This window comes from Duganella caerulea (assembly GCF_040362985.1).
GTDB lineage: Bacteria > Pseudomonadota > Gammaproteobacteria > Burkholderiales > Burkholderiaceae_D > Rugamonas > Rugamonas vulcania.
Window position 1 is genome coordinate 201,902 of record NZ_BPWJ01000007.1, and the last position, 20,517, is coordinate 222,418.

Consider the following 20,517-nt stretch of genomic DNA (forward strand, 5'->3'; position numbering starts at 1 on the left):
TGGACCTGATGCCCAAAAGTTATGCCGCAGCCCTGCTGGCGCTGGTGTTATCGGCCGGCGCCGCCGCTGCCGCCGAGCCGAAAGTCCTGCACGCCTTCCTCAGCACCGGCGAGACCGGACTTGATCCGGCGGTGGCGTCCGATATCGCCAGCCTGAGCCTGCTGGAGAACCTGTTCGATCCGCTGCTGCGCTACGATTACCTGGCCCGCCCGGTCAAATTGCAGGCCAACACGCTGAGCGCCATGCCGACAGTCGAGGACAACGGCCTGAGCTACACCTTCCACCTGCGCCAGGACATCTACTTCACGCCCGATCCGGCGTTCAAGGGCGCGCACCGGCAGGTGACCGCGCAGGATTACGTCTACAGCCTCAAGCGCCTGTACGACCCGACGCTGAAATCGCCATGGCTGTTCCTGTTGGAAGGCAAGATCGCCGGCGACGAGGCGCTGAAAACAAAATTCAGCTACGACAGCAACATCGCCGGCCTGCAAGCGGTGGACAAGTTCACCTTGCGCATCAAGCTCAACGCAGCCGATCCCAACTTCCTGTTCTACCTGGCCACGCCGTCCACCGGCGTGGTGGCGCGCGAGGTGATGGAGGCCTACGGCGCGCAGGCCGGCAACCATCCGGTCGGCACCGGTCCCTTCCTGATGGGCCGCTGGAAGCACAGCGACCAGATCACGCTGCTGGCCAACCGCGATTTCCGCCCGACGATGTTCCAGGGCCGCCGCCTGCCGCTGCTGGACCAGGTCGACATCAAGATCGTCGAGGAATACCAGTCGCGCGTGCTGGGCTTCCTGAACGGGGAATTCGATTTCCTCGAACAGCTGCCGGAATCGATGAAGGACATGGTGCTGACCGCCGACGCCAAGCCGACCCTGAAGCCGGCACTGGCCAGGCAGGGCATGGTGCTGTCGCCCTTCCCCGTGCTGCAGACGTACTACATGTGGATGAACATGGAAGACCCGCTGATCGGTGGCTACAGCAAGGAGAAGCTGGCCCTGCGGCGCGCCATCGCGCTCGGCTACAACAGCGGCGAGGACGTGGCGCTGATGAAGAAGGGCCTGGCGCTGCCGGCCGCCACGCCGCTGCCGCCGAACGTGCTGGGCTACGATCCCGCCTATCGCAGCCCGGTCGCCTACGATCCCGCGCTGGCCAACGCGCTGCTGGAGCGCTACGGCTACCGCAAGGGCGCCGACGGCTTCCGCACCCAGCCCGACGGCAAGCCGCTGACGCTGGTGATGCACAGCGAATCGTCCACCGTCGGCCGCCTGCGCGACGAGCTGTGGCGCAAGAACCTGAACGCCATCGGCCTGAAAGTCACGTTCAAGAGCGACAAGAAAACCGAGATCATCAAAGCCTCGCGCCTGGGCTCGGTGATGATGTTCGAGACCAACTGGGTGGCCGACTTCCCTGACGGCGAGAACTTCTATCAGCTGCTGTACGGCCCCAACAGCGGCCGCGCCAACTACGCGCGTTTCAACCTGCCGGCCTACAACCAGCGCTACGAGCAGAGCCGCAAAATGGGCGACTCGCCGCAGCGCACCGCGCTGTACGACGAGATGGCGCAGCTCATCCACGCCTACACGCCGTGGGTGCTGCTGACCCATCCGATTTCCGCCGACCTGCAGCAGCCGTGGCTGAAGAACTACCAGCGCCATCCGGTCGAATTCACCAACTGGCGCTATCTGGACGTAGCCGCACATACGCCGCGCTGAGTCATGCGTACAATGGCCGCATGAGACTATTCAATCGCAGGGCGTTGCTGCACGTCAGCGCGCACCCGATGGCTTTCCTGGTGCAATGCGTGAAGGGCTTCCGCGCCAATCAAGGCTTGCTGCTGGCGGGCGCGGTCGCCTATTACTCGCTGCTGTCCATCGTGCCGCTGGTGATGCTGGTGGTGGTCGCGCTGTCGCACGTGATCGCGCAGGATGAACTGCTGGCCACGCTGGGCCGCTACCTGAACTGGCTGGTGCCGGGCCAGGCCAAGGCCATCGTGACCGAGGTCGGCCATTTCCTCGACCACCGCGACCTGATCGGTGGCGTGCTGGTGGTCAGCATGATTTTCTTCAGCTCGCTGGCGTTCACTGTGCTGGAGAACGCCATGTGCGTGATCTTCAAGCACCGGGTGGAGATACGGCGCCGGCATTTCCTGATCTCGGCGATCATGCCCTACTGCTACATCCTGTCGCTGGGCGTGGGCATGCTGCTGGTGACGCTGGTGGCGGGCAGCCTGCAGGTGCTGGGCGAGGAAAGCGTGCAATTCCTGGGCTACAGCTGGTCGCTGCACGGCGTGTCCGGCGTGCTGCTGTACCTGCTGGGCCTGGGCGGCGAGGTGCTGGTGCTGACCTCGATCTACCTGGTGATGCCGGTGGGACGCCTGTCGCTGTCGCACGCGCTGATTGGCGGCGTGACGGCGGCGCTGCTGTGGGAACTGGCGCGCCACATCCTGGTTTGGTATTTTTCAACCTTGTCGCAGGTGAACGTGGTGTACGGCTCGATGACCACCGCCATTGTCGTCATGTTCAGCCTGGAGATCGGCGCCACCTTGCTGCTGTTCGGCGCCCAAGTCATCTCCGAGTTCGAACGGGTCGGCCGCCACCGCCAGCCGCACGCCCCGGTGCCGATGACTACCCAAGCTACAGAAGTAAAATAATTTGTGCGTCGCACAAAAAACTGTGTTACACTACGTTCGTGGTTGAGGTTGAAAGGGAGGAATCCCGGAAAACAGTCCCACGTCCAAGTGGAGCGCCGCGATTCGATATGTGTAAGACCGAACCGCAGTTGACGCGAAGCCTGGAGTTGTAATTCCGGATACGATGGTCGATTTACACGTTGGAGGCACCACGCAGATAGCATGGGCGTCCGAGACTCTGGAATCACTTTGCAGATAGCACTGGATTCCGGCATACGATTAAAGCATTGGTAATACATTGGAACGAAGCCCGCTGAGATGCGGGCTTTTTTTTATGGCCGATTCATTTCGATATTATTTGAAATGTCGAATCGATTGCGCTACTATCGCCGCATGGATACTAAACAAGCTTTGGCGGCTTTATCGTCGCTGGCCCAGGAAAGCCGCTTGGCCGTGTTCCGGCTGCTCGTGCAGGCTGGGCCGGACGGCATGGCGGCCAGTAAAATCGCGGAACGGCTCGCTATTTCGCCGTCGTCGCTATCGTTTCACCTGAAGGAGCTGAGCCATGCCGGCATGGTCAGCTCGTGCCAGGATGGCCGCTTCGTCATCTACGCGGCCGATGTGGGCGCGATGAACGGCCTGATCGGCTTCCTTACCGAAAACTGCTGCAGCGGCCTGCCCTGCGGCGTCAATGACTGCACACCATGAACGTTCTCTTTCTTTGTACCGGTAATTCCTGCCGCTCCGTGTTGAGCGAAGGCGTCTTCAACCACCTGGCGCCGGCGGGCTGGCGCGCCATCAGCGCCGGCAGCCAGCCGATGGGCGCGCTGCATCCGCGCGCGGTGGCGCTGCTGGCGCGCAAGGGCATTTCCACCGAGGGCTATTACAGCAAATCGTGGAATGACTTGCCGGTCACGCCGGACATCGTCATCACGGTCTGCGGCAGCGCCGCCGGCGAGACTTGCCCCGCCTACCTGGGCCAGGTGCTGCGCGCGCATTGGGGCGTGGACGATCCCAGCCATGTGGTCGGCACCGAGGAAGAGATCGAGGCGGCGTTCGAGCACGCCTACCGCATCATCCGCGCTCGCATCGAGGCCTTTCTGGCCTTGCCGCAGGGCCTGGACAAGCACCAACTCAAACAGGAACTGGACCGCATCGGCGGCCTGAGCGTGTCCTGATGGTGGCCGCTTCCCTGATCTTCCTGGCGACGCTGACCCTCGTCATCTGGCAACCGCGCGGCCTGGGCATAGGCTGGAGCGCGGTGGCCGGCGCCTGCGTCGCGCTGCTGGCCGGCGTGATCCACGTCGGCGACATCCCCGTGGTGTGGCACATCGTATGGAACGCCACCGGCACCTTCGTGGCCATCATCGTCATCAGCCTGTTGCTGGACAAGGCCGGCTTCTTCGAATGGGCCGCGCTGCACGTGGCGCGCTGGGGACGCGGCAGCGGCAAGCTGCTGTTCGCGATGTTCGTGCTGCTGGGCGCGGCGGTATCGGCGCTGTTCGCCAACGACGGCGCCGCTCTGATCCTCACGCCCATCGTCATCGCCATGCTGCGCGAGCTGAAATTTTCCGGCAAGGCCACGCTGGCCTTCGTGATGGCGGCCGGCTTTGTCGCCGACACGGCCAGCTTGCCGCTGGTGGTGTCCAACCTGGTCAACATCGTCTCGGCGGACTACTTCAACGTCAGTTTCGCGCGTTACGCGGCGGTGATGGTGCCGGTGAACTTTGTCGCCGTGGCCGCCACGCTGGCGGTGCTGTTGTGGTTCTTCCATCGCGACATCCCGGCCGACTACGACCTGGCGCAGGTCAAGCGTCCCGAAGACGCGATCCACGACCGCGCCACCTTCGTCACCGGCTGGTGGGTGCTGGGCTTGCTGTTGATCGGCTTCTTCTGGCTGGAGGACTTGGGCGTGCCGATCAGCGCCACCTCCGCCGTCGGCGCGGCCATGTTGTTGCTGGTGGCGGCGCGCGGGCACCGCATCTCGACGCGCGAGGTGATCGGCAACGCGCCGTGGCAGATCGTGGTCTTCTCGCTGGGCATGTACCTGGTGGTGTACGGCCTGCGCAACGCCGGGCTGACCGACTATCTGACCTCTGCGCTCAACGCCTGCGCGCAGCACGGCGTGTGGGGGGCGGCGATGGGCACCGGCGTCATCACCGCCATCCTGTCGTCGATCATGAACAACCTGCCGACCGTGCTGATCGGCGCGCTGTCGATCGACGCCAGCACGGCGCAGGGCGCGGCACGCGAGGCCATGGTCTACGCCAACGTGATCGGCAGCGACCTCGGGCCGAAGATCACGCCGATCGGCAGCCTGGCCACGCTGCTGTGGCTGCATGTGCTGGAAAACAAAGGCATCAAGATTTCGTGGGGCTACTACTTCCGCGTCGGCATCTGCCTGACCTTGCCTGTGTTGCTGGTGACGCTGGCGGCGCTGGCCCTGCGCCTTAACTGAGGAGTCTGCATGGACCTGCCCAACATCAACCCAGCCCTGCTGGATACGCCGACCTTGGACAAGCTGGCGCCGGTCGGCGACCTCGATCATCCGCCGCGCATCCTGATGCTGTATGGATCGCTGCGCGAGCGTTCGTTCAGCCGTTTTCTGACGGAGGAGGCCGCGCGCATCCTGGAGCACTTTGGCGCAGAGGTAAAAATCTTCGACCCGACCGAGTTGCCGATGGTAGGCAGCGTATCGGAAGACCATCCCAAGGTGCAGGAGCTGCGCGCGCTGTCGCTGTGGTCCGAGGGCCAGGTGTGGTGCAGCCCTGAGCGCCATGGCGCGATCACCGCCGTGATGAAGAACCAGATCGACTGGATACCGCTGGAGCAAGGCGCGCTGCGCCCGAGCCAGGGCCGCACGCTGGCCGTGATGCAGGTGTGCGGCGGATCGCAATCGTTCAACGTGGTCAACACGCTGCGGCTGCTGGGACGCTGGATGCGCATGTTCACGATTCCCAACCAGTCGTCGGTGCCGATGGCGTACAAGGAATTCGACGACGCCGGCCGCATGCGCCCCTCGGGCTACTACGAGCGGGTGGTGGACGTGATGGAAGAACTGTTCAAGATGACCCTGCTGCTGCGCGGCAGGACCGACTACCTGACCGACCGCTACAGCGAGCGCAACGAGCGTTCGGTGAAGGCGATCAACCGGCAACTGGGGAAGATTTGATGGACCCGCACATCCTGCCAGTCGAACTGGAAAAAGCATATCGCTTGTTGAATCACGGCCCGACGGTGCTGGTCTCGGCCACGCATGGCGGCACCGTCGACGTGATGGCGGCGGCGTGGTCGTGCGCGCTGGACTTCATGCCGCCGAAGATCACGGTGGTGCTGGACAAATCGACCAGCACGCGCGGGCTAGTCGAGCAGAGCGGCTATTTCGCGCTCCAGGTGCCGAACATGGCGCAGATCGACCTGACGCACGCGGTTGGCAGCATGAGCCTGGCCGATGTGCCGGACAAGCTGGCGCGCTGCGGCGTCGAGCTGTTTCATGTGGAAGGCCACGAGACGCCGCTGGTGGCGGGCTGCTCGGGCTGGCTGATCTGCAAAGTGGTGCCGGAGCCGCACAACCAGCAGACCTACGACCTGTTCATCGGCGAAGTGGTCTCGGCCTGGGCCGACAGCCGCGTGTTCCGCAACGGTCACTGGGAGTTCGAATCCGCCGGCCCCGAATGGCGCAGCCTGCACTACATCGCCGGCGGCACCTTCTACGCCATCGGCGACAAGTCGGTGGTGGGCAAGGACACCTGAGGCCTCATTTGAAGCGGTTGTTGTGTTGATAATCTTTTCGTGCAAAGATGCGGTATTGATTTGCCTTGAGGAATTATTTTGAACACCAAACCGAAAAAATGGGTCGCGGCCGTGCTGGGCTTCGTAGTGCCGCCGCTGGCCTTTTTGTATGTACGTGCACCCCGCTGGGCGGCGGCCAGCCTGGTAGTGAGCATTGTGGTCGGGACCGCCGGTTTCATGGTGCCCGGCAAGGATGCAAGCTTGCTGTTTTCGATCATCTCGATCGTTATTGGCGTGGCCTGGGCCGTTTCCGCGTACAAGCTGGCCGCGCGCCAGAGCGGCGAGGGCGTCCGACCTTGGCACGCACGGTGGTATGGCCTGACCGGCCTGTTGATCGCATTGATGACGGTGACGGCCCTCTTCAGGGCCTTCTGCTACGAACCGTTCCGCGCACCCTCGTTGTCGATGACGCCGGCCGTGCCGCTGGGGTCCAATCTGATCGTCAAGAAATGGGGCTACGGTCACTACACCACGTTCGGGATGCGTTTCGCCGGTGGGCAGATTTCCGCGCCAATTGAACGCGGCGATATCATCGCTTTCGATTATCCGCGCGACCCGAGCCAGACCTTCATCAAGCGCCTGATAGGCCTGCCGGGCGATAAAATCGTCTACCGCGACAAGCACCTGCAGCTGAACGGTGTGGACGTGACCGGCGCCAAATCGGGCGATTACCTGTCGCCCGAATGGATGACCTACCTGACCCTCGTCCATGAAAAAATCGGTAACGCGAGTTATGACATTCTGTTGAACCCGAGTGCGCCGGCACGGGCCAACGATGCCTCCTACCAGTTGCCCAAGGAATGCGCCGTCGAGCAGGAAACGGTGCGCTGCGAGGTTCCCGCCGGAAGCTATTTTGTCCTCGGCGATAACCGCGACAACAGCCTGGATAGCCGGTATTGGGGCTTCGTGCCGGCCGCGCTGGTGGTAGGCAAGGTGGTTGCCGTGATTTCACCGCGCGGCTAGCGGCTGTTACATCACAGCGCGCGGGCGATCAGCAGTTTCTGGATGTCGCTGGTGCCTTCGTAGATCTGGCAGACGCGCACGTCGCGGTAGATGCGTTCCACCGGGAAGTCGGACACGTAGCCGTAGCCGCCGTGTACCTGGATGGCGTCGGAGCATACCTTCTCCGCCATCTCGGACGCGAACAGCTTGGCCATCGCCGCTTCCTTCAGGCACGGCAGCCCGGCATCCTTCATCGAGGCCGCGTGGCGGATCAGCTGGCGCGCCGCTTCGATCTGCGTCGCCATGTCCGACAAGCGGAACTGCACCGCCTGGTGCTCGAAGATCGGCTTGCCGAAGCTTTCGCGATCGCGCGCGTAGGCCAGCGCCGCTTCGTACGCCGCGCGCGCCATGCCCACCGCCTGCGAGGCGATGCCGATGCGTCCGCCCTCCAGCCCGGACAGGGCGATCTTGTAACCCTGGCCTTCCTCGCCGATCAAATTCTCCGCCGGAATGCGGCAGTTCTCGAACAGGATCTGCGCCGTGTCCGACGAGTGCTGGCCCATTTTCTGCTCCAGCCCCGCCACGATGTAGCCCGGCGTCGAGGTCGGCACCCAGAACGCGCTGATGCCCTTCTTGCCGGCCGCCTTGTCGGTGACCGCCATGACGATGGCCACGTCCGCATACTTGCCGCTGGTGATGAACTGCTTCACGCCGTTGATCACGTACTCGTCGCCATCGCGCGTGGCGGTGGTGCGCAGCGCGGCGGCGTCGCTGCCGGTGTGCGGTTCGGTCAGGCAGAACGCGCCCAGCATCTCGCCCTGTGCCAGCGGACGCAGCCACTGCTGCTTCTGCTTGTCGTTGGCGTACATCATGGCGATGCTGCACACCGGGCAGTTGTTGACCGAGATGACGGTGGACGTGCCGCCATCCCCCGCCGCGATCTCCTCCAATACCAGCGCGAGCGACACGTAATCCATGCCGGCGCCGCCCAGCGCTTCCGGCACCGCGACGCCGAACGCGCCCAGCGCGGCCAGCTCCTTCAGCTCCTCTTTCGGGAAGTGATGTTCCTTGTCCCAGCGGGCTGCGTTGGGCGCCAAGCGCTCCTGTGCAAACGTGCGCAGGGCGTCGCGTATCATTTCGTGTTCTTCGCTCAGTATCATGTTGTCTCGTTTATCGTTATTGAATCACCAGCCGATGCTTGTGCCATCGTAGTTGCGATACACCGCCCGGTCGGACGCGGGTAGCGCCGCCAGCGTTGCGCGTATGCCTGCCGCGCTTTCCTCCACCGAGAGGTCGGCCTCGCCGCCGCCCATGTCGGTACGCACCCAGCCCGGATGCAGGGCCACGCAGGTGGCGCCCTGCTTGCCGAAGCTGAGCGCGGTATCGATCAGCACCGAGTTCAGCGCCGCCTTGCTGGCGCGGTACAGCGAGCCGCTCGGATTGCCGCGCTCGCTGAGCGAACCCATCTTCGACGACACCACCGCCAGCTTGCCGCGCACCGCGCACACCATCGGCGCGATGATGGGCAGCAGCCGCATGGCCGCCAGCACGTTGGTGTGCATCACCGTGTCGAAGTCCGACTGCAGCGGGAAGCCGTCGTGACGCGGGCCGTACACGCCAGCGTTGAGGATGGCCACGTTGAGCTCCTCGCCGTCCAGCTTCCAGCCCAAACCAGCAACGGCCTCGACGTTGGTCACGTCCAGCCCGTGGGCCTCGGCGCCCAGCTCGGCCAAGGCGTCCACGTCCTCCGGCTTGCGCGCGGTGGCGATCACGCGCCAGCCGTCGGCCAGGTACTGGCGTGCCAGTTCCAGGCCGATGCCGCGCGAGGCGCCGATGATCAGTGCTGTCGCCATCCGCTTACACCAGCTCGATGGCCATCGCGGTCGCTTCGCCGCCGCCGATGCACAGCGCCGCCACGCCCTTCTTGCCGCCGGTGCGCTTCAGCGCGCCGATCAGGGTGACGATGATGCGCGCGCCGGATGCGCCGATCGGGTGGCCCAGCGCGCAGGCGCCGCCGTGGATGTTGACCTTGTCGTGCGGGATGTCGAGGTCGCGCATGGCGGCCATCGGCACGGCGGCGAACGCTTCGTTGATCTCGAACAGGTCGACGTCCTTGGTGCCCCAGCCGATTTTCTTGTACAGCTTCTCGACCGCGCCGATCGGTGCGGTGGTGAACAGGTTGGGTTCCTGCGCGAAGGTGGCGTGGCCGTGGATCTTGGCGATGACGGTGGCGCCCAGTTTCTTGGCGGTCGATTCGCGCATCATCACCAGCGCGGCGGCGCCGTCGTTGATCGACGACGACGAGGCGGCGGTGATGGTGCCGTCTTTCTTGAACGCGGCGCGCAGCGTCGGGATCTTGTCGACCTTGGCCTTGAGCGGGCCCTCGTCCTTGTCGATGACGGTGTCGCCGGCGCGGCTGGTGACGGTGACGGGCGCGATTTCCCACTTGAAGTAGCCCTCGCTGGTGGCGACCTGCGCGCGCTTGACCGATTCGATGGCGAAGTTGTCCTGCGCCTCGCGGGTGAACTCGTACTTGGCCGAGCACTCTTCGGCGAAGGTGCCCATCGAGCGGCCTTCGCCGGTTTTCTCGTTGCGCGAGTAGGCGTCTTCCAGGCCGTCGTACATCATGTGGTCGAACAGCATGCCGTGGCCGATGCGGTAGCCGCCGCGCGCCTTCGGCACCAGGTAGGGCGCGTTGGTCATCGATTCCATGCCGCCGGCGACCACCACTTCGGCGCTGCCCGCGACCAGCTGGTCGTGCGCGAAGATCGCGGCCTGCATGGCCGAGCCGCACATTTTCGACAGCGTGACCGCGCCGGTCGAGGTCGGCAGGCCGGCCTTCAACAGCGCCTGGCGCGCTGGCGCCTGGCCCTGGCCCGCCATCAGGCAGTTGCCGAAGTAGACGTGCTCAACCAGGTTGGCGGCTATGCCGGAGCGTTCGACGGCGGCCTGGATCGCGACGGCGCCCAGGTCGTGCGCGGCCTTGCCGGAGAAGTCGCCCTGGAAGGCGCCCATGGGGGTGCGGGCTGCACCAACGATTACGATAGGATCATTCATTTTCTAGAGTCTCCATAAATGGCGGCTGGATGGCCGCCGGTGGGGTGGTGTGTTGATTGCAAAAACGGATGTGCTGCGGATACGGGAACACGTCTTCCACATAGCCGTCGAGGATGCGCTGCTTGCGCGCCTGCCACCAGGCTTGCGTCAGCAGCTCGCTGTGGTGCTTCATGAAATACTTGCGGATCTTGGCGTTCCCCAGCAGGAAGCGGCCGAACTGTTCGGGGAAAACGTCGTACTTGCCGATCGGGTACCACGGCTCGGAGGCCATTTCCTCCTCCTCTGTCCGCGCTTCCGGGATCACGCGGAAATTGCAGTCGGTGATGTATTCGATTTCGTCGTAATCGTAGAATACTACGCGCTGGTGGCGCGTGACGCCGAAGTTCTTGTACAGCATATCGCCGGGGAAGATGTTGGCGGCCACCAGTTCCTTGATGGCGTTGCCGTACTCCAGCACGCCGTGCTCGATCTGCACGTCGTCGTTGTCGTTGTCGGCGTTGGTCAGCCACATGTTGAGCGGCACCATGCGGCGCTCGATGTACAGGTGCTTGATGACGAGCTGGTCGCCCTCTTCCTCCAGCAGCGACGGCACGAAATGCTTGAGCTCGGCGATCAGCTCTTCGCTGAAGCGGTGGCGCGGGAAGGCGACGTTGGAATATTCCAGCGTGTCGGCCATGCGGCCGACGCGGTCGTGGTGTTTGACCAGCAGGTATTTTTCCTTGATCAGCGCGCGCGAGGTTTCCTTGGGCGCCGGGAAGAAATCCTTGATGACCTTGAACACGTACGGGAACGACGGCAGCGCGAACACCAGCATCACCAGGCCGCGGATGCCGGGCGCGATGTCGAACAGGTCGGACGAATGCTTCAGGTGCTGCAGGTAGTCGCGGTAGAACAGCGTCTTGCCCTGCTTTTGCAGGCCGAGGATGGTGTAGATCTCGCTGCGCGGCTTGCGCGGCAGCAGCGTGCGCAGGAACTGCACGTAGGCCGACGGCACTTCCATGTCGACCAGGAAGTAGGCGCGCGTGAACGAGAACAAGATCGTGATCTGCTCGTGGTCGAACAGCACGGTGTCGAGTATCAGCTCGCCGTGCTTGTTGTGCAGGATGGGCACGACAAACGGATATTCCTTGTTGCCGTTGATGCCCTTGCCGACGATGTAGGCGCCCTTGTTGCGGAAGAACAGGCTCGACAGCACATGGATCTGGTGGTTCGGCTCCAGCTTGATGCCGCCGAACAGCGTGCGCAGCCGGCCTTCGACCTGGGCCACGTCGCGCGACAGGTTGGCGAATTTGGTGGCCAGCTGGAAGTTGGTGATGATGCGCTTGAGCGTGTAGTGCAGGCCGTCGGTGCCGGGGTAGTAGACACGGTAGGTCGGCGCCACTTCCTCGGTTTCGATGTACTCGGTGGAGACCACAGGGCGCACGAAGATGAACTCGTTGTGGAAGTAGCGGCGGTGCAGGATGTTGCAGCAGACCGAGTTGAAGAAGGTCTCGGCCAGCTCGGGCTGCTTGTGATCGGACAGCATGCCGATGTAGTGCAGCTTGAGTTCGCGCCACACCTCGTCGGTCAGCTCGGCCGGGTCGTACTCGTCTTCCAGCATCTGCACGCATTCCTGCACGCGGCGGTCGTAGAAGCCGATGCGTTCGCGCGCGGCTTGCTGCGCCACGCGCCAGGCGCCCTGCTCGAAATGCTGCTTGGCCTGCTGGCTGGTGAGCCGGAACAGGCGGTAGTGCTTGTCGAAGCCGTCGCGGATGGTGCGCGCGATGTCGAACGCGATCTGCGAGCGCAGCAGTTTGGGGAAAGCAGCCTGGATCATGGGTCAGCCCTGGTGTGCGTTGGCGGTGGGTTAATACTGCCGCCGGTCCAGCCAACGCACACGATGCTTACTTGGTTTCCGCGAACAGTTCGCGGCCGATCAGCATGCGGCGGATTTCGCTGGTGCCGGCGCCAATCTCGTACAACTTGGCGTCGCGCCACAGGCGGCCGACCGGATACTCGTTGATGTAGCCGTTGCCGCCCAGCGTCTGGATCGCCTCGCCGGCCATCCAGGTCGCTTTTTCTGCGCTATACAAAATGGCTCCCGCTGCATCCTTGCGCAACTGGCGGACCGCTTCCGGGGTTTTGGCCCGGTCGCAGGCCTGACCGACGGCGTACACATATGCCTTGCACGCCATCATGGTCGAGTACATATCCGCAATCTTACCCTGCATCAGCTGGAATTCGCCGATCGGCTGGCCGAATTGCTTGCGGTCGTGAATATAGGGCACGACCGCGTCCATGCAGGCCTGCATGATGCCCAGCGGGCCGCCGGACAGCACGGTGCGCTCGAAGTCCAGGCCGGACATCAGCACGTTGACGCCCTTGCCCAGGCCGCCCAGCACGTTCTCGGCCGGCACTTCGCAGTTGTCGAACACCAGCTCGCCGGTGTGCGAGCCGCGCATGCCCAGCTTGTCGAGCTTCTGGGCCACGGAGAAGCCCTTGAAACCTTTTTCGATCAGGAAGGCGGTCATGCCTTTCGGGCCGGCTTCCAGGTCGTTCTTGGCGTAAACCACCAGCACGTCGGCGTCGGGGCCGTTGGTGATCCACATCTTGGTGCCGTTCAGCACCCAGCGGTCGCCCTTGAAGTCGGCGCGCAGTTTCATGCTGACCACGTCGGAACCGGCGTTCGGCTCGGACATCGCCAAGGCGCCCACGTGTTCGCCGGAGATCAGCTTGGGCAGGTATTTTTGTTTTTGCTCTTCGGTGCCGTTGCGCTTGATCTGGTTGACGCACAGGTTCGAGTGGGCGCCGTACGACAGGCCGACCGAGGCCGAGGCGCGCGAGATTTCCTCCATCGCCACGATGTGGGCCAGGTAGCCCATGTTGGCGCCGCCGTATTCCTCGCCGACGGTGATGCCGAGCACGCCCAGCTCGCCCATCTTGCGCCACAGGTCCATCGGGAACTGGTCGTTGCGGTCGATTTCGGCGGCGCGCGGCGCGATTTCGGCGGCGGCGAACTGTTGCACGGCTTCGCGCAGGGCGGCGATGTCTTCGCCGTGGTCAAAGGTCAGGCCTGGGAGATGGAGCATGTCGTCCTCATTCTTGTGTTTTGGTGGAAGCGTCAATAATACGCCGGTGTGACGTTAACGTAAACGTAAAGCAGCGGTGACGGTGGGCCGTCACGCAATCTTGTTATTTTTGTCAGATGGTGGCCGGCCGGGGTTCGCCGATGGCGGCCAGCAGGCGCTTGCATTCGTCCTCGTGGGCGGTGATTTCCGCCAGCGACATCTCGATGTCCTCGCGCTGCTGTTCCAGCGTTTCGCGGTGCTGCGCCAGCACGCCCAGGAAGCGGTTCATCTGGGCGCTGGTATCCTTGGGCGATTCGTACATGTCGACCAGGCTCTTGATTTCCGACAGCGACAGGCCCAGGCGCTTGCCGCGCAGGGTCAGCTTGAGGCGGGTGCGGTCGCGCGGCGTGTAGACGCGGTTGCGGCCGCCGGCGCCTTCGCGGGACGGGCTCAGCAGGCCCTGGTCTTCGTAAAAGCGGATCGCGCGCGCCGTGATGTCGAATTCACGGGCCAGTTCGGTGATGGTGTAGGTGGGCATCTCTAGGTTTGCGGTAAAGTCGTACAATTTCCGTTTACGTCAACGTCAAGCACATTGTAGCGCGCCTGACTTTCCGAAAGAAGAAAATATGAACCCGCTCGAATCGCAACTGGACTACCCGCTGGGCGACACCATCCCGGCCATCGGCGCCGTGCACGAGATCGCGCCCGGCCTGCGCTGGCTGCGCATGCCGCTGCCGTTCGCGCTGGATCATATCAACCTCTGGCTGCTGCGTGACGGCGAGGGCTGGAGCGTGGTCGACAGCGGCGTGGCGGTGGATGCCACCCGCGCCGCCTGGGAATCCATCTTCGAAAGCGGCCTGGACGGCCTGCCGGTGCGGCGCGTGTTCGCCACGCATTGCCATCCCGACCACATCGGCCTGGCCGACTGGCTGTGCCGCCGCTGGGACGCGCCGCTGTGGACCACCACCGGCGAGTACGGCTTCGCGCGCATGATGTCGGCCGCGCTGCCGGGCGTGGACGGCCTGGCGGCGCTGCCGCACTTCCAGCGCCACGGCCTGCGCGATCCCGAGATGCTGGAAAAGATGGGCAGCCGGAAAAACTACTATCCGACGCTGGTGCCGTCGGTGCCGGCCGCCTACAACCGCATCCAGGACGGACAGTTGATCGTTGTCGGTGAGCAACAGTGGCGGGTGATCACCGGTTTCGGCCATTCCCCCGAGCACGCGGCGCTGTATTGCGCGGAACTGAACGTGCTGATTTCCGGCGACATGGTGCTGCCGCGCATTTCCACCAATGTATCGGTTTTCGCCGTCGAGCCGGAAGCCAACTCGCTGACGCTGTATTTGGAATCATTAAGCAAGTTTGTTGACTTGCCGAACGATGTATTGGTGTTGCCGTCACACGGCAAACCATTCCGCGGCCTGCACACCCGCATCGCCCAATTGCGCCAGCACCACGTCGAGCGGCTGGCCGAAGTGGTCGACGCCTGCCGCGATTGGCAATCGGCGGCCGACATCGTGCCGCTGATGTTCAAACGGCCGTTGGACGCCCACCAGCTGAGCTTTGCGCTGGGCGAGGCGCTGGCCCATCTGCACAATTTGTGGCACGACGGTATCGTGCGCCGTCAAACAGGGGCGGACGGCATCATACGCTTCCGCGTGGCGTAGCGTCGAAAGTCTGGCCGTAAACTAGCAGTAGTGTTATTGTAATAACTTCACTATTTCCGCTGGAAACGGCTCCGAGGCCCCGGCCCGTTTCGCAGCGGGAAACCGAATAAAGTTCGGCGCCTGTTATTGCGGGCGCTTGCACTTACAGAGGATAAAGTGTTAATTATAAAATCCCATCACGTCACAATCAGATCTTAAAAACAAGAGACTGACTTTCATGACGCAACGTGAAATAGTGCAATTATGAATTCTTCCAATGAACGCGAAAGCTTTAGCCAGCGCTTGCAACAGGCTCTCAAAAACGCCCACTACTCGCCCGACAGTCCAACCCGGTTGGCGCGGGAATTCAACATCCGCTTCGATGGCCGGCCCATCACCGTCCACGCCGCCCGTAAATGGCTGGTAGGCGAGGCGATTCCGACCCAGGAAAAGCTGCGCATGATCGCGCAATGGCTGGGCGTGCCGGCCGAATGGCTGCGCTTTGGCGGCGCCGAAGCGGACGCGCCAACTGGCGACGGCGGCAACGGCCTGTCGCGCTTCGAGTCGGCCGACGTCAAGTTGATCGCGGATTTGCAACGCCTGGACGAGCATCATCGCCAGATCGCACGCGAATTTATACGCATGCTGGTGCGTGTCAACTACCAAAAGTAGTCATTTTATGTACTACTACGGAGTTATTTTTACCGTTTGTGGCTGAAGACTGGACTGTTTCCGTGTGAAACTAGTTTCACGGGAAATCAAGTTTTTGTTCGGAATGGGCGTCCCCAAGGGGGCGCCTTTTTTATTTTAGGGGGCTTTATGAATTGTCATAGTTTCGACACGGTTTTGAGGCACAATAGGTAATCAGCGCCGCTGAGCCGCAGCATTTACTTCGGGAGCCTAGCTTTTGAGCCGTCTTATGAAAAGTAACTACAGCAACGTCGCGCAGCTAAAAGATTTGATGACCGCCCCCCCGATGACCGCCGCCCAGCACGCGGAGGTGATGCGCAAGCGTATCGCCCACCGTCGCATGGTCGAGGAAGCACGGGATCTGAAGAAGGCCAGCGGTTCGCAGTTCGATAAACGCTAGCGCGGTACAGGCGGGTTAGTTCGGTTCGCTGGCCGGCTTCATGCCGTTCCAGCGCGGGGCCAGCGTGTGCTCGATGCTGAACAAATCCAGCACCCGGCCGACCGTGTGGTCGACCATCTCCGCAATGCTTTGCGGGTTGTGGTAAAAGCTGGGCAGCGGCGGGAAGATAATCCCGCCCATTTCCGTCACCGCCGTCATATTGCGCAGATGCGCCAGGTTGAACGGCGTCTCCCTCACCATCAGCACCAGCCGGCGGCGCTCCTTGAGCACCACGTCGGCCGCGCGCGCGACCAGGTTGTCCGACAGGCCGTGCGCCACCGACGCCAGCGTCTTCATCGAGCATGGCGCGATGATCATCCCATCCGACTGGAAGGAACCGCTGGCGATGGCCGCGCCGACGTCGCGCACCTTGTGCACTACGTGGGCCAGCGCCTCGACCTCGCGCCGCTGCAAGCCGGTTTCCTGGTGCAGCGTGAGGACCGCCGCGTCCGAGACGATCAGATGCGTCTCCATGCCTGCGGTGTGTTGCAACTGTTGCAGCAGACGCACGCCATACACCGCGCCGGTGGCGCCGGTGATGGCGATAATGATCCGCTGCGGTCGATCAGGCATCCAGCAGGGCCTTCAGCTCACCCGACTCGAACATTTCATTCATGATGTCCGAACCGCCGATGAATTCGCCCTTGATGTACAGCTGGGGAATGGTTGGCCAGTTCGAGTAATCCTTGATGCCCTGGCGAACTTCAGGATCTTCCAGCACGTTCACGGTTGCAATGTTCTCAACGCCGCAGGCTTTCAGGATCTGGATGGCGCGGCCGGAAAAGCCGCATTGCGGGAACTGGGCGGTGCCCTTCATGAACAGCACCACAGGGGTGGCGGTCACGGTTTCTTTGATCCAGGTTTGTACGTCGCTCATAGCTGCCTCAGTGAAAAGATGTAATTAGATGCCGTCATTTTATAAGAAATGCGGCCGCCGCGTGGTTGACACGGCGAAAATCATTGGTAGTATAGCGTCTATCGATATATCGACTACCGATATACCGTTTAACGATACAGAGGAACGCGATGGGCGATATCCATTACTCGAAGTATCTGCCGCTGTCCGAGGCCACGTTTTACGTGATGCTGGCGCTGAACGAACCGCTGCACGGCTACGCCATCATGCAGAAGGTGGAAACGATGAGCGGCGGCAGCGTCACCCTGGGGCCGGGCACCTTGTACGGCGTGTTCGGCACGCTGGAAAAGCAGGCCTTGATCGTCAAGGTGGCGGAAGAGGAACGGCGCAAGGTCTACGCGCTGACGGAGTTGGGACGGAAGGTGCTGGCCGAGCAGGTGCGCCGGCTGGAAATCATGGTCGGCAACGCGCATGCGCTGCTGCGAGCCGCTTGAGGAGGCAGTGTGGAAAACGGTACCGTAGTGCGGAAGTACAAATGGTGGTTTGTCTGGCAGGATGAGAAACACGAGCAGTGGCTGCAGCGGATGGCGGCGGAAGGATTGCATTTGCGTGACACCAACTGCATCGGCATGCATACCTTTGTGCGCGGCATGCCGGCGGATGTGGTGTATCGCTGGGACGTGGGCAAGCAGCGGCGGCGCGACCCGGAATACATGCAGCTGTTCCAGGATGCAGGCTGGGAATACGTAGCATCCACGCTGGGCTGGCATTGCTGGCGCAAGACCCGCAAGGCCGGCACGGCGATGGAAATCTTTACCGACAGCGCAGGTCGGATCCGCAAGTATCGGGCAGTGCTCGGCGTGCTGACTTTGGTCATGGTGGCGCAGGTGCCGTCGATATGGATCAACTTCCGGAACTGGCGCGAACTGCTGGCAAGGAAGGCGGACATTGCCGTCTACCCTGCCATCACGGCGTCGCTGAACCTTGCCGTGCTATTGCTGCTGCTCTACGGCATCGCCAGGATCAGCCGCCGCATCCGCGACTTGAAACAGGTTTAACCGCGCAGCTTGGCGAAGGCGGCCGCCATGCTGCCGCCGATCGGCTCGGACTTGGCGGCCTGCTTCTGGTGCTGGCCCATGCTCTTGCGGTCGTTGCGGTCGCCGCGCTGCTGCGGCTGCGAACCGGCTTGCGGCGCGCTGTCCGTCAGGCGCATGGTCAGCGCGATGCGCTTGCGCTTCTCGTCCACCTCCAGCACTTTGACCTTGACCACCTGGCCGGCCTTGACCACCGTGTGCGGATCCTTGACGAAGGTGTTCGACAAGGCCGAGATGTGCACCAGCCCGTCCTGGTGCACGCCGATGTCGACAAACGCGCCGAACGCGGCCACGTTGGTGACCACGCCTTCCAGGATCATGTCCGGGCGCAGGTCGCGGATCTCTTCCACGCCTTCCTTGAAGGTGGCGGTGGTGAACTCGGGACGCGGATCGCGGCCCGGCTTCTCCAGCTCCTTCAGGATATCGGAGATGGTCGGCACGCCGAACTTGTCGTCGGCGTACTTGGCCGGGTTGAGCGTCTTGATCAGCGCGGTTTCGCCGATCACGGCCTTGATGTCCTTCTTGATGTCGCCGAGGATTTTCTCCACCAGCGGATACGATTCCGGGTGCACCGCCGAGGCGTCCAGCGGGTTCTCGCCGCCCATCACGCGCAGGAAGCCGGCCGCCTGTTCGAAGGTCTTGTCGCCCAGGCGCGGCACCGATTTGAGCGCCGCGCGCGAGGTGAACGCGCCCTTGACGTCGCGGTAGGAAACGATGGCCTGCGCCACCGAGGCCGACAGGCCCGACACCCGCGCCAGCAGCGGCGCCGAGGCGGTGTTGACGTCCACGCCGACCGCGTTCACGCAATCCTCGACCACCGCGTCCAGCGAGCGGGCCAGCTGGGTCTGCGAGACGTCGTGCTGGTACTGGCCGACACCGATCGATTTCGGATCGATCTTGACCAGCTCGGCCAGCGGATCCTGCAGGCGGCGGGCGATCGACACCGCGCCGCGCAGCGACACGTCCATGTCCGGCAGTTCGCGCGAGGCGAATTCCGACGCCGAATACACCGACGCGCCCGCCTCCGACACGACGATCTTGCTCATCTTTTGCTCAGGGAAGCGCTTGATCAGGTCCTGCGCCAGCTTGTCGGTCTCGCGCGAGGCGGTGCCGTTGCCGATCGAAATCAGCGAAACATTGTGCTTGGCCGCCAGCTTGCCCAGCGTATGCAGCGAGCCGTCCCAGTCGTTCTTCGGCTGGTGCGGGTAGATCACGGCGGTGTCGACCACCTTGCCAGTGGCGTCCACCACCGCCACCTTGACGCCGGTGCGCAGGCCCGGGTCCAGGCCCATGGTGGCGCGCTGGCCGGCCGGCGCGGCCAGCAGCAGCGCCTTCAGGTTGGTGGCGAAGACGTTGATCGCGTCCTGCTCGGAACGCTCGCGCAGCGCGCCCATCAGCTCGGTTTCCAGGTGCATGAAGCTCTTCACGCGCCAGGTCCAGCGGGCCGTGTCGCCCAGCCACTTGTCGGCCGGACGGCCCTGGTTCTTGATGCCGAAACGGGCGGCGATGCGGCCTTCGCACGGATTGTGCGGCGCATCCCACTTTGGTTTCTCGGCCTCGGTGTCCAGCCGCAGCGTGACGTCGAGGATGCCTTCGCGGCGGCCGCGCAGCAGGGCCAGCGCGCGGTGCGACGGCACGGTGGCTATGGTTTCGGAATAATCGAAGTAATCGGCGAACTTTTCGCCCTCGTCTTGCTTTCCTTCAATAACCTTGGACTCCACGATGCCATGCTCTTGCACATATTCGCGCAGGGATTGCAGCAGGGTGGCGTCTTCGGCAAAGCGTTCCATCAGGATCTGGCGGGCGCCGTCCAGCGCCGCCTTGATGTCGGCCACGCCCGGATTGTTGCCCTCGGCGGTGGTGAAGGCGTCGCGCAGGTATTTGTTGGCTTCCATTTCCGGGTTCAGTTCCGGATTGGCCAGCAGGCCGTCGGCCAGCGGCGCCAGGCCCGCTTCGATGGCGATTTGCGCCTTGGTGCGGCGTTTTTGCTTGTAGGGCAGATATAAGTCTTCAAGACGGGTCTTGTCTTCTGCATGCATGACTGCATCTAACAGTTCGGGCGTCATTTTATTCTGCTCGGTGATCGAAGCCACGATGGCGGCGCGGCGGTCTTCCAGCTCGCGCAGGTAGCGCAGCCGCTCTTCGAGCAGACGCAATTGAATGTCGTCCAGGCCGCCGGTGGCTTCTTTCCGGTAGCGGGCGATGAAGGGCACCGTGGCGCCTTCGTCCAGCAGGGCGATGGCGGCGGCGACCTGCACCGGTTTGCAAGTCAGTTCCAGGGCAAGACGTTGTTCGATTGAAGGCAACATGTGGGCGATT

22 protein-coding genes are annotated in these 20,517 nt (G+C 63.2%); 13 read left to right on the forward strand and 9 right to left on the reverse strand.

The window, feature by feature from the left end; translation table 11 throughout:
- The first annotated feature begins 8 nt into the window (after positions 1-8).
- The 8 genes from ACUJB0_RS21595 (at position 9) to lepB (ending at position 7,390) form a co-directional block, all read left to right on the forward strand.
- Positions 9-1,718, forward strand: a complete 1,710-nt coding sequence (locus ACUJB0_RS21595) for an ABC transporter substrate-binding protein (RefSeq protein WP_444847014.1) — start codon at positions 9-11, stop codon at positions 1,716-1,718.
- A gap of 20 nt (positions 1,719-1,738) precedes the next feature.
- Positions 1,739-2,656, forward strand: coding sequence for a YihY/virulence factor BrkB family protein (locus tag ACUJB0_RS21600; RefSeq protein ID WP_444847015.1), 918 nt, complete (start codon positions 1,739-1,741; stop codon positions 2,654-2,656).
- A gap of 372 nt (positions 2,657-3,028) precedes the next feature.
- Entirely contained in the window at positions 3,029-3,343 is a 315-nt protein-coding gene (locus ACUJB0_RS21605; protein ID WP_444847016.1) for an ArsR/SmtB family transcription factor, read from the forward strand.
- The gene (locus tag ACUJB0_RS21610) at positions 3,340-3,813 is read left to right on the forward strand and encodes an arsenate reductase ArsC (RefSeq protein ID WP_161083021.1); all 474 of its coding nucleotides are present in this window, start codon (positions 3,340-3,342) and stop codon (positions 3,811-3,813) included. The genes ACUJB0_RS21605 and ACUJB0_RS21610 overlap by 4 nt, the downstream gene beginning before the upstream one ends.
- On the forward strand, positions 3,813-5,093 hold the full coding sequence (locus ACUJB0_RS21615; protein ID WP_117012230.1) for an arsenic transporter: 1,281 nt from the start codon (positions 3,813-3,815) through the stop codon (positions 5,091-5,093). The genes ACUJB0_RS21610 and ACUJB0_RS21615 overlap by 1 nt, the downstream gene beginning before the upstream one ends.
- Positions 5,094-5,102: 9 nt before the next feature.
- Positions 5,103-5,807, forward strand: coding sequence for an arsenical resistance protein ArsH (gene arsH, locus ACUJB0_RS21620; RefSeq protein ID WP_444847017.1), 705 nt, complete (start codon positions 5,103-5,105; stop codon positions 5,805-5,807).
- The gene (locus tag ACUJB0_RS21625; RefSeq protein WP_444847018.1) at positions 5,807-6,388 is read left to right on the forward strand and encodes a flavin reductase family protein; all 582 of its coding nucleotides are present in this window, start codon (positions 5,807-5,809) and stop codon (positions 6,386-6,388) included. Before arsH ends, ACUJB0_RS21625 begins: the two co-directional genes overlap by 1 nt.
- Positions 6,389-6,466: 78 nt before the next feature.
- On the forward strand, positions 6,467-7,390 hold the full coding sequence (gene lepB / locus ACUJB0_RS21630) for a signal peptidase I (protein WP_444847019.1): 924 nt from the start codon (positions 6,467-6,469) through the stop codon (positions 7,388-7,390).
- Between the two features lie 11 nt (positions 7,391-7,401).
- On the opposite strand, the gene ACUJB0_RS21635 is transcribed toward lepB, so the two are convergent.
- The 6 genes from ACUJB0_RS21635 to ACUJB0_RS21660 all read right to left on the reverse strand — a co-directional run bounded on the left by ACUJB0_RS21635 (position 7,402) and on the right by ACUJB0_RS21660 (position 14,011).
- Positions 7,402-8,529: an acyl-CoA dehydrogenase family protein gene (locus tag ACUJB0_RS21635; protein ID WP_444847020.1), complete on the reverse strand. Its 1,128-nt coding sequence runs from the start codon at positions 8,527-8,529 to the stop codon at positions 7,402-7,404.
- Between the two features lie 24 nt (positions 8,530-8,553).
- Positions 8,554-9,222, reverse strand: coding sequence for an SDR family oxidoreductase (locus tag ACUJB0_RS21640; RefSeq protein ID WP_444847021.1), 669 nt, complete (start codon positions 9,220-9,222; stop codon positions 8,554-8,556).
- Positions 9,223-9,226: 4 nt separating this feature from the next.
- The gene (locus ACUJB0_RS21645; protein ID WP_444847022.1) at positions 9,227-10,426 is read right to left on the reverse strand and encodes an acetyl-CoA C-acyltransferase; all 1,200 of its coding nucleotides are present in this window, start codon (positions 10,424-10,426) and stop codon (positions 9,227-9,229) included.
- On the reverse strand, positions 10,419-12,242 hold the full coding sequence (aceK, locus tag ACUJB0_RS21650) for a bifunctional isocitrate dehydrogenase kinase/phosphatase (protein ID WP_444847023.1): 1,824 nt from the start codon (positions 12,240-12,242) through the stop codon (positions 10,419-10,421). Before aceK ends, ACUJB0_RS21645 begins: the two co-directional genes overlap by 8 nt.
- 67 nt (positions 12,243-12,309) lie before the next feature.
- Entirely contained in the window at positions 12,310-13,494 is a 1,185-nt protein-coding gene (locus ACUJB0_RS21655) for an isovaleryl-CoA dehydrogenase (RefSeq protein WP_161083029.1), read from the reverse strand.
- A gap of 112 nt (positions 13,495-13,606) precedes the next feature.
- The gene (locus ACUJB0_RS21660; protein WP_117012222.1) at positions 13,607-14,011 is read right to left on the reverse strand and encodes a MerR family transcriptional regulator; all 405 of its coding nucleotides are present in this window, start codon (positions 14,009-14,011) and stop codon (positions 13,607-13,609) included.
- Positions 14,012-14,099: 88 nt separating this feature from the next.
- Here ACUJB0_RS21660 and ACUJB0_RS21665 point away from each other — a divergent pair, with 88 nt between their 5' ends.
- The 3 genes from ACUJB0_RS21665 to ACUJB0_RS21675 all read left to right on the forward strand — a co-directional run bounded on the left by ACUJB0_RS21665 (position 14,100) and on the right by ACUJB0_RS21675 (position 16,209).
- On the forward strand, positions 14,100-15,140 hold the full coding sequence (locus ACUJB0_RS21665) for an MBL fold metallo-hydrolase (RefSeq protein WP_444847024.1): 1,041 nt from the start codon (positions 14,100-14,102) through the stop codon (positions 15,138-15,140).
- A gap of 243 nt (positions 15,141-15,383) precedes the next feature.
- Complete coding sequence (locus tag ACUJB0_RS21670; RefSeq protein ID WP_444847025.1) at positions 15,384-15,791, forward strand: hypothetical protein; 408 nt, start codon at positions 15,384-15,386, stop codon at positions 15,789-15,791.
- Between the two features lie 289 nt (positions 15,792-16,080).
- Complete coding sequence (locus ACUJB0_RS21675; RefSeq protein WP_444847147.1) at positions 16,081-16,209, forward strand: hypothetical protein; 129 nt, start codon at positions 16,081-16,083, stop codon at positions 16,207-16,209.
- A 15-nt stretch (positions 16,210-16,224) separates the two neighbouring features.
- On the opposite strand, the gene ACUJB0_RS21680 is transcribed toward ACUJB0_RS21675, so the two are convergent.
- On the reverse strand, positions 16,225-16,821 hold the full coding sequence (locus ACUJB0_RS21680) for a UbiX family flavin prenyltransferase (RefSeq protein ID WP_444847026.1): 597 nt from the start codon (positions 16,819-16,821) through the stop codon (positions 16,225-16,227).
- The gene (gene grxD / locus ACUJB0_RS21685; RefSeq protein WP_028819582.1) at positions 16,814-17,125 is read right to left on the reverse strand and encodes a Grx4 family monothiol glutaredoxin; all 312 of its coding nucleotides are present in this window, start codon (positions 17,123-17,125) and stop codon (positions 16,814-16,816) included. The genes ACUJB0_RS21680 and grxD overlap by 8 nt, the downstream gene beginning before the upstream one ends.
- Positions 17,126-17,274: 149 nt before the next feature.
- Between grxD and ACUJB0_RS21690 the strand changes: the two genes are divergently transcribed.
- On the forward strand, positions 17,275-17,598 hold the full coding sequence (locus tag ACUJB0_RS21690) for a PadR family transcriptional regulator (RefSeq protein ID WP_444847027.1): 324 nt from the start codon (positions 17,275-17,277) through the stop codon (positions 17,596-17,598).
- A 9-nt stretch (positions 17,599-17,607) separates the two neighbouring features.
- On the forward strand, positions 17,608-18,162 hold the full coding sequence (locus tag ACUJB0_RS21695; protein ID WP_444847028.1) for a DUF2812 domain-containing protein: 555 nt from the start codon (positions 17,608-17,610) through the stop codon (positions 18,160-18,162).
- Here the strand turns inward: ACUJB0_RS21695 and ACUJB0_RS21700 are convergent.
- Positions 18,159-20,507 carry a Tex family protein gene (locus tag ACUJB0_RS21700; protein ID WP_444847029.1) on the reverse strand — a complete coding sequence of 783 codons (2,349 nt, stop codon included), beginning with the start codon at positions 20,505-20,507 and terminating at the stop codon, positions 18,159-18,161. The two genes, ACUJB0_RS21695 and ACUJB0_RS21700, sit on opposite strands and share 4 nt — an antisense overlap.
- Positions 20,508-20,517 lie beyond the last annotated feature (10 nt).

Coding starts and splice junctions, on each gene's coding strand:
- ACUJB0_RS21670 (WP_444847025.1), top strand. CDS start 15,384: ATGAATTCTTCCAATGAACGCGAAAGCTTTAGCCAGCGCTTGCAACAG.
- arsH (WP_444847017.1), top strand. CDS start 5,103: ATGGACCTGCCCAACATCAACCCAGCCCTGCTGGATACGCCGACCTTG.
- ACUJB0_RS21645 (WP_444847022.1), bottom strand. CDS start 10,426: ATGAATGATCCTATCGTAATCGTTGGTGCAGCCCGCACCCCCATGGGC.
- ACUJB0_RS21635 (WP_444847020.1), bottom strand. CDS start 8,529: ATGATACTGAGCGAAGAACACGAAATGATACGCGACGCCCTGCGCACG.
- ACUJB0_RS21665 (WP_444847024.1), top strand. CDS start 14,100: ATGAACCCGCTCGAATCGCAACTGGACTACCCGCTGGGCGACACCATC.
- ACUJB0_RS21600 (WP_444847015.1), top strand. CDS start 1,739: ATGAGACTATTCAATCGCAGGGCGTTGCTGCACGTCAGCGCGCACCCG.
- ACUJB0_RS21625 (WP_444847018.1), top strand. CDS start 5,807: ATGGACCCGCACATCCTGCCAGTCGAACTGGAAAAAGCATATCGCTTG.
- ACUJB0_RS21605 (WP_444847016.1), top strand. CDS start 3,029: ATGGATACTAAACAAGCTTTGGCGGCTTTATCGTCGCTGGCCCAGGAA.
- ACUJB0_RS21680 (WP_444847026.1), bottom strand. CDS start 16,821: ATGCCTGATCGACCGCAGCGGATCATTATCGCCATCACCGGCGCCACC.
- ACUJB0_RS21595 (WP_444847014.1), top strand. CDS start 9: ATGCCCAAAAGTTATGCCGCAGCCCTGCTGGCGCTGGTGTTATCGGCC.
- ACUJB0_RS21610 (WP_161083021.1), top strand. CDS start 3,340: ATGAACGTTCTCTTTCTTTGTACCGGTAATTCCTGCCGCTCCGTGTTG.
- ACUJB0_RS21615 (WP_117012230.1), top strand. CDS start 3,813: ATGGTGGCCGCTTCCCTGATCTTCCTGGCGACGCTGACCCTCGTCATC.
- ACUJB0_RS21690 (WP_444847027.1), top strand. CDS start 17,275: ATGGGCGATATCCATTACTCGAAGTATCTGCCGCTGTCCGAGGCCACG.
- ACUJB0_RS21700 (WP_444847029.1), bottom strand. CDS start 20,507: ATGTTGCCTTCAATCGAACAACGTCTTGCCCTGGAACTGACTTGCAAA.
- ACUJB0_RS21655 (WP_161083029.1), bottom strand. CDS start 13,494: ATGCTCCATCTCCCAGGCCTGACCTTTGACCACGGCGAAGACATCGCC.
- grxD (WP_028819582.1), bottom strand. CDS start 17,125: ATGAGCGACGTACAAACCTGGATCAAAGAAACCGTGACCGCCACCCCT.
- ACUJB0_RS21675 (WP_444847147.1), top strand. CDS start 16,081: ATGACCGCCCCCCCGATGACCGCCGCCCAGCACGCGGAGGTGATGCGC.
- aceK (WP_444847023.1), bottom strand. CDS start 12,242: ATGATCCAGGCTGCTTTCCCCAAACTGCTGCGCTCGCAGATCGCGTTC.
- ACUJB0_RS21640 (WP_444847021.1), bottom strand. CDS start 9,222: ATGGCGACAGCACTGATCATCGGCGCCTCGCGCGGCATCGGCCTGGAA.
- ACUJB0_RS21660 (WP_117012222.1), bottom strand. CDS start 14,011: ATGCCCACCTACACCATCACCGAACTGGCCCGTGAATTCGACATCACG.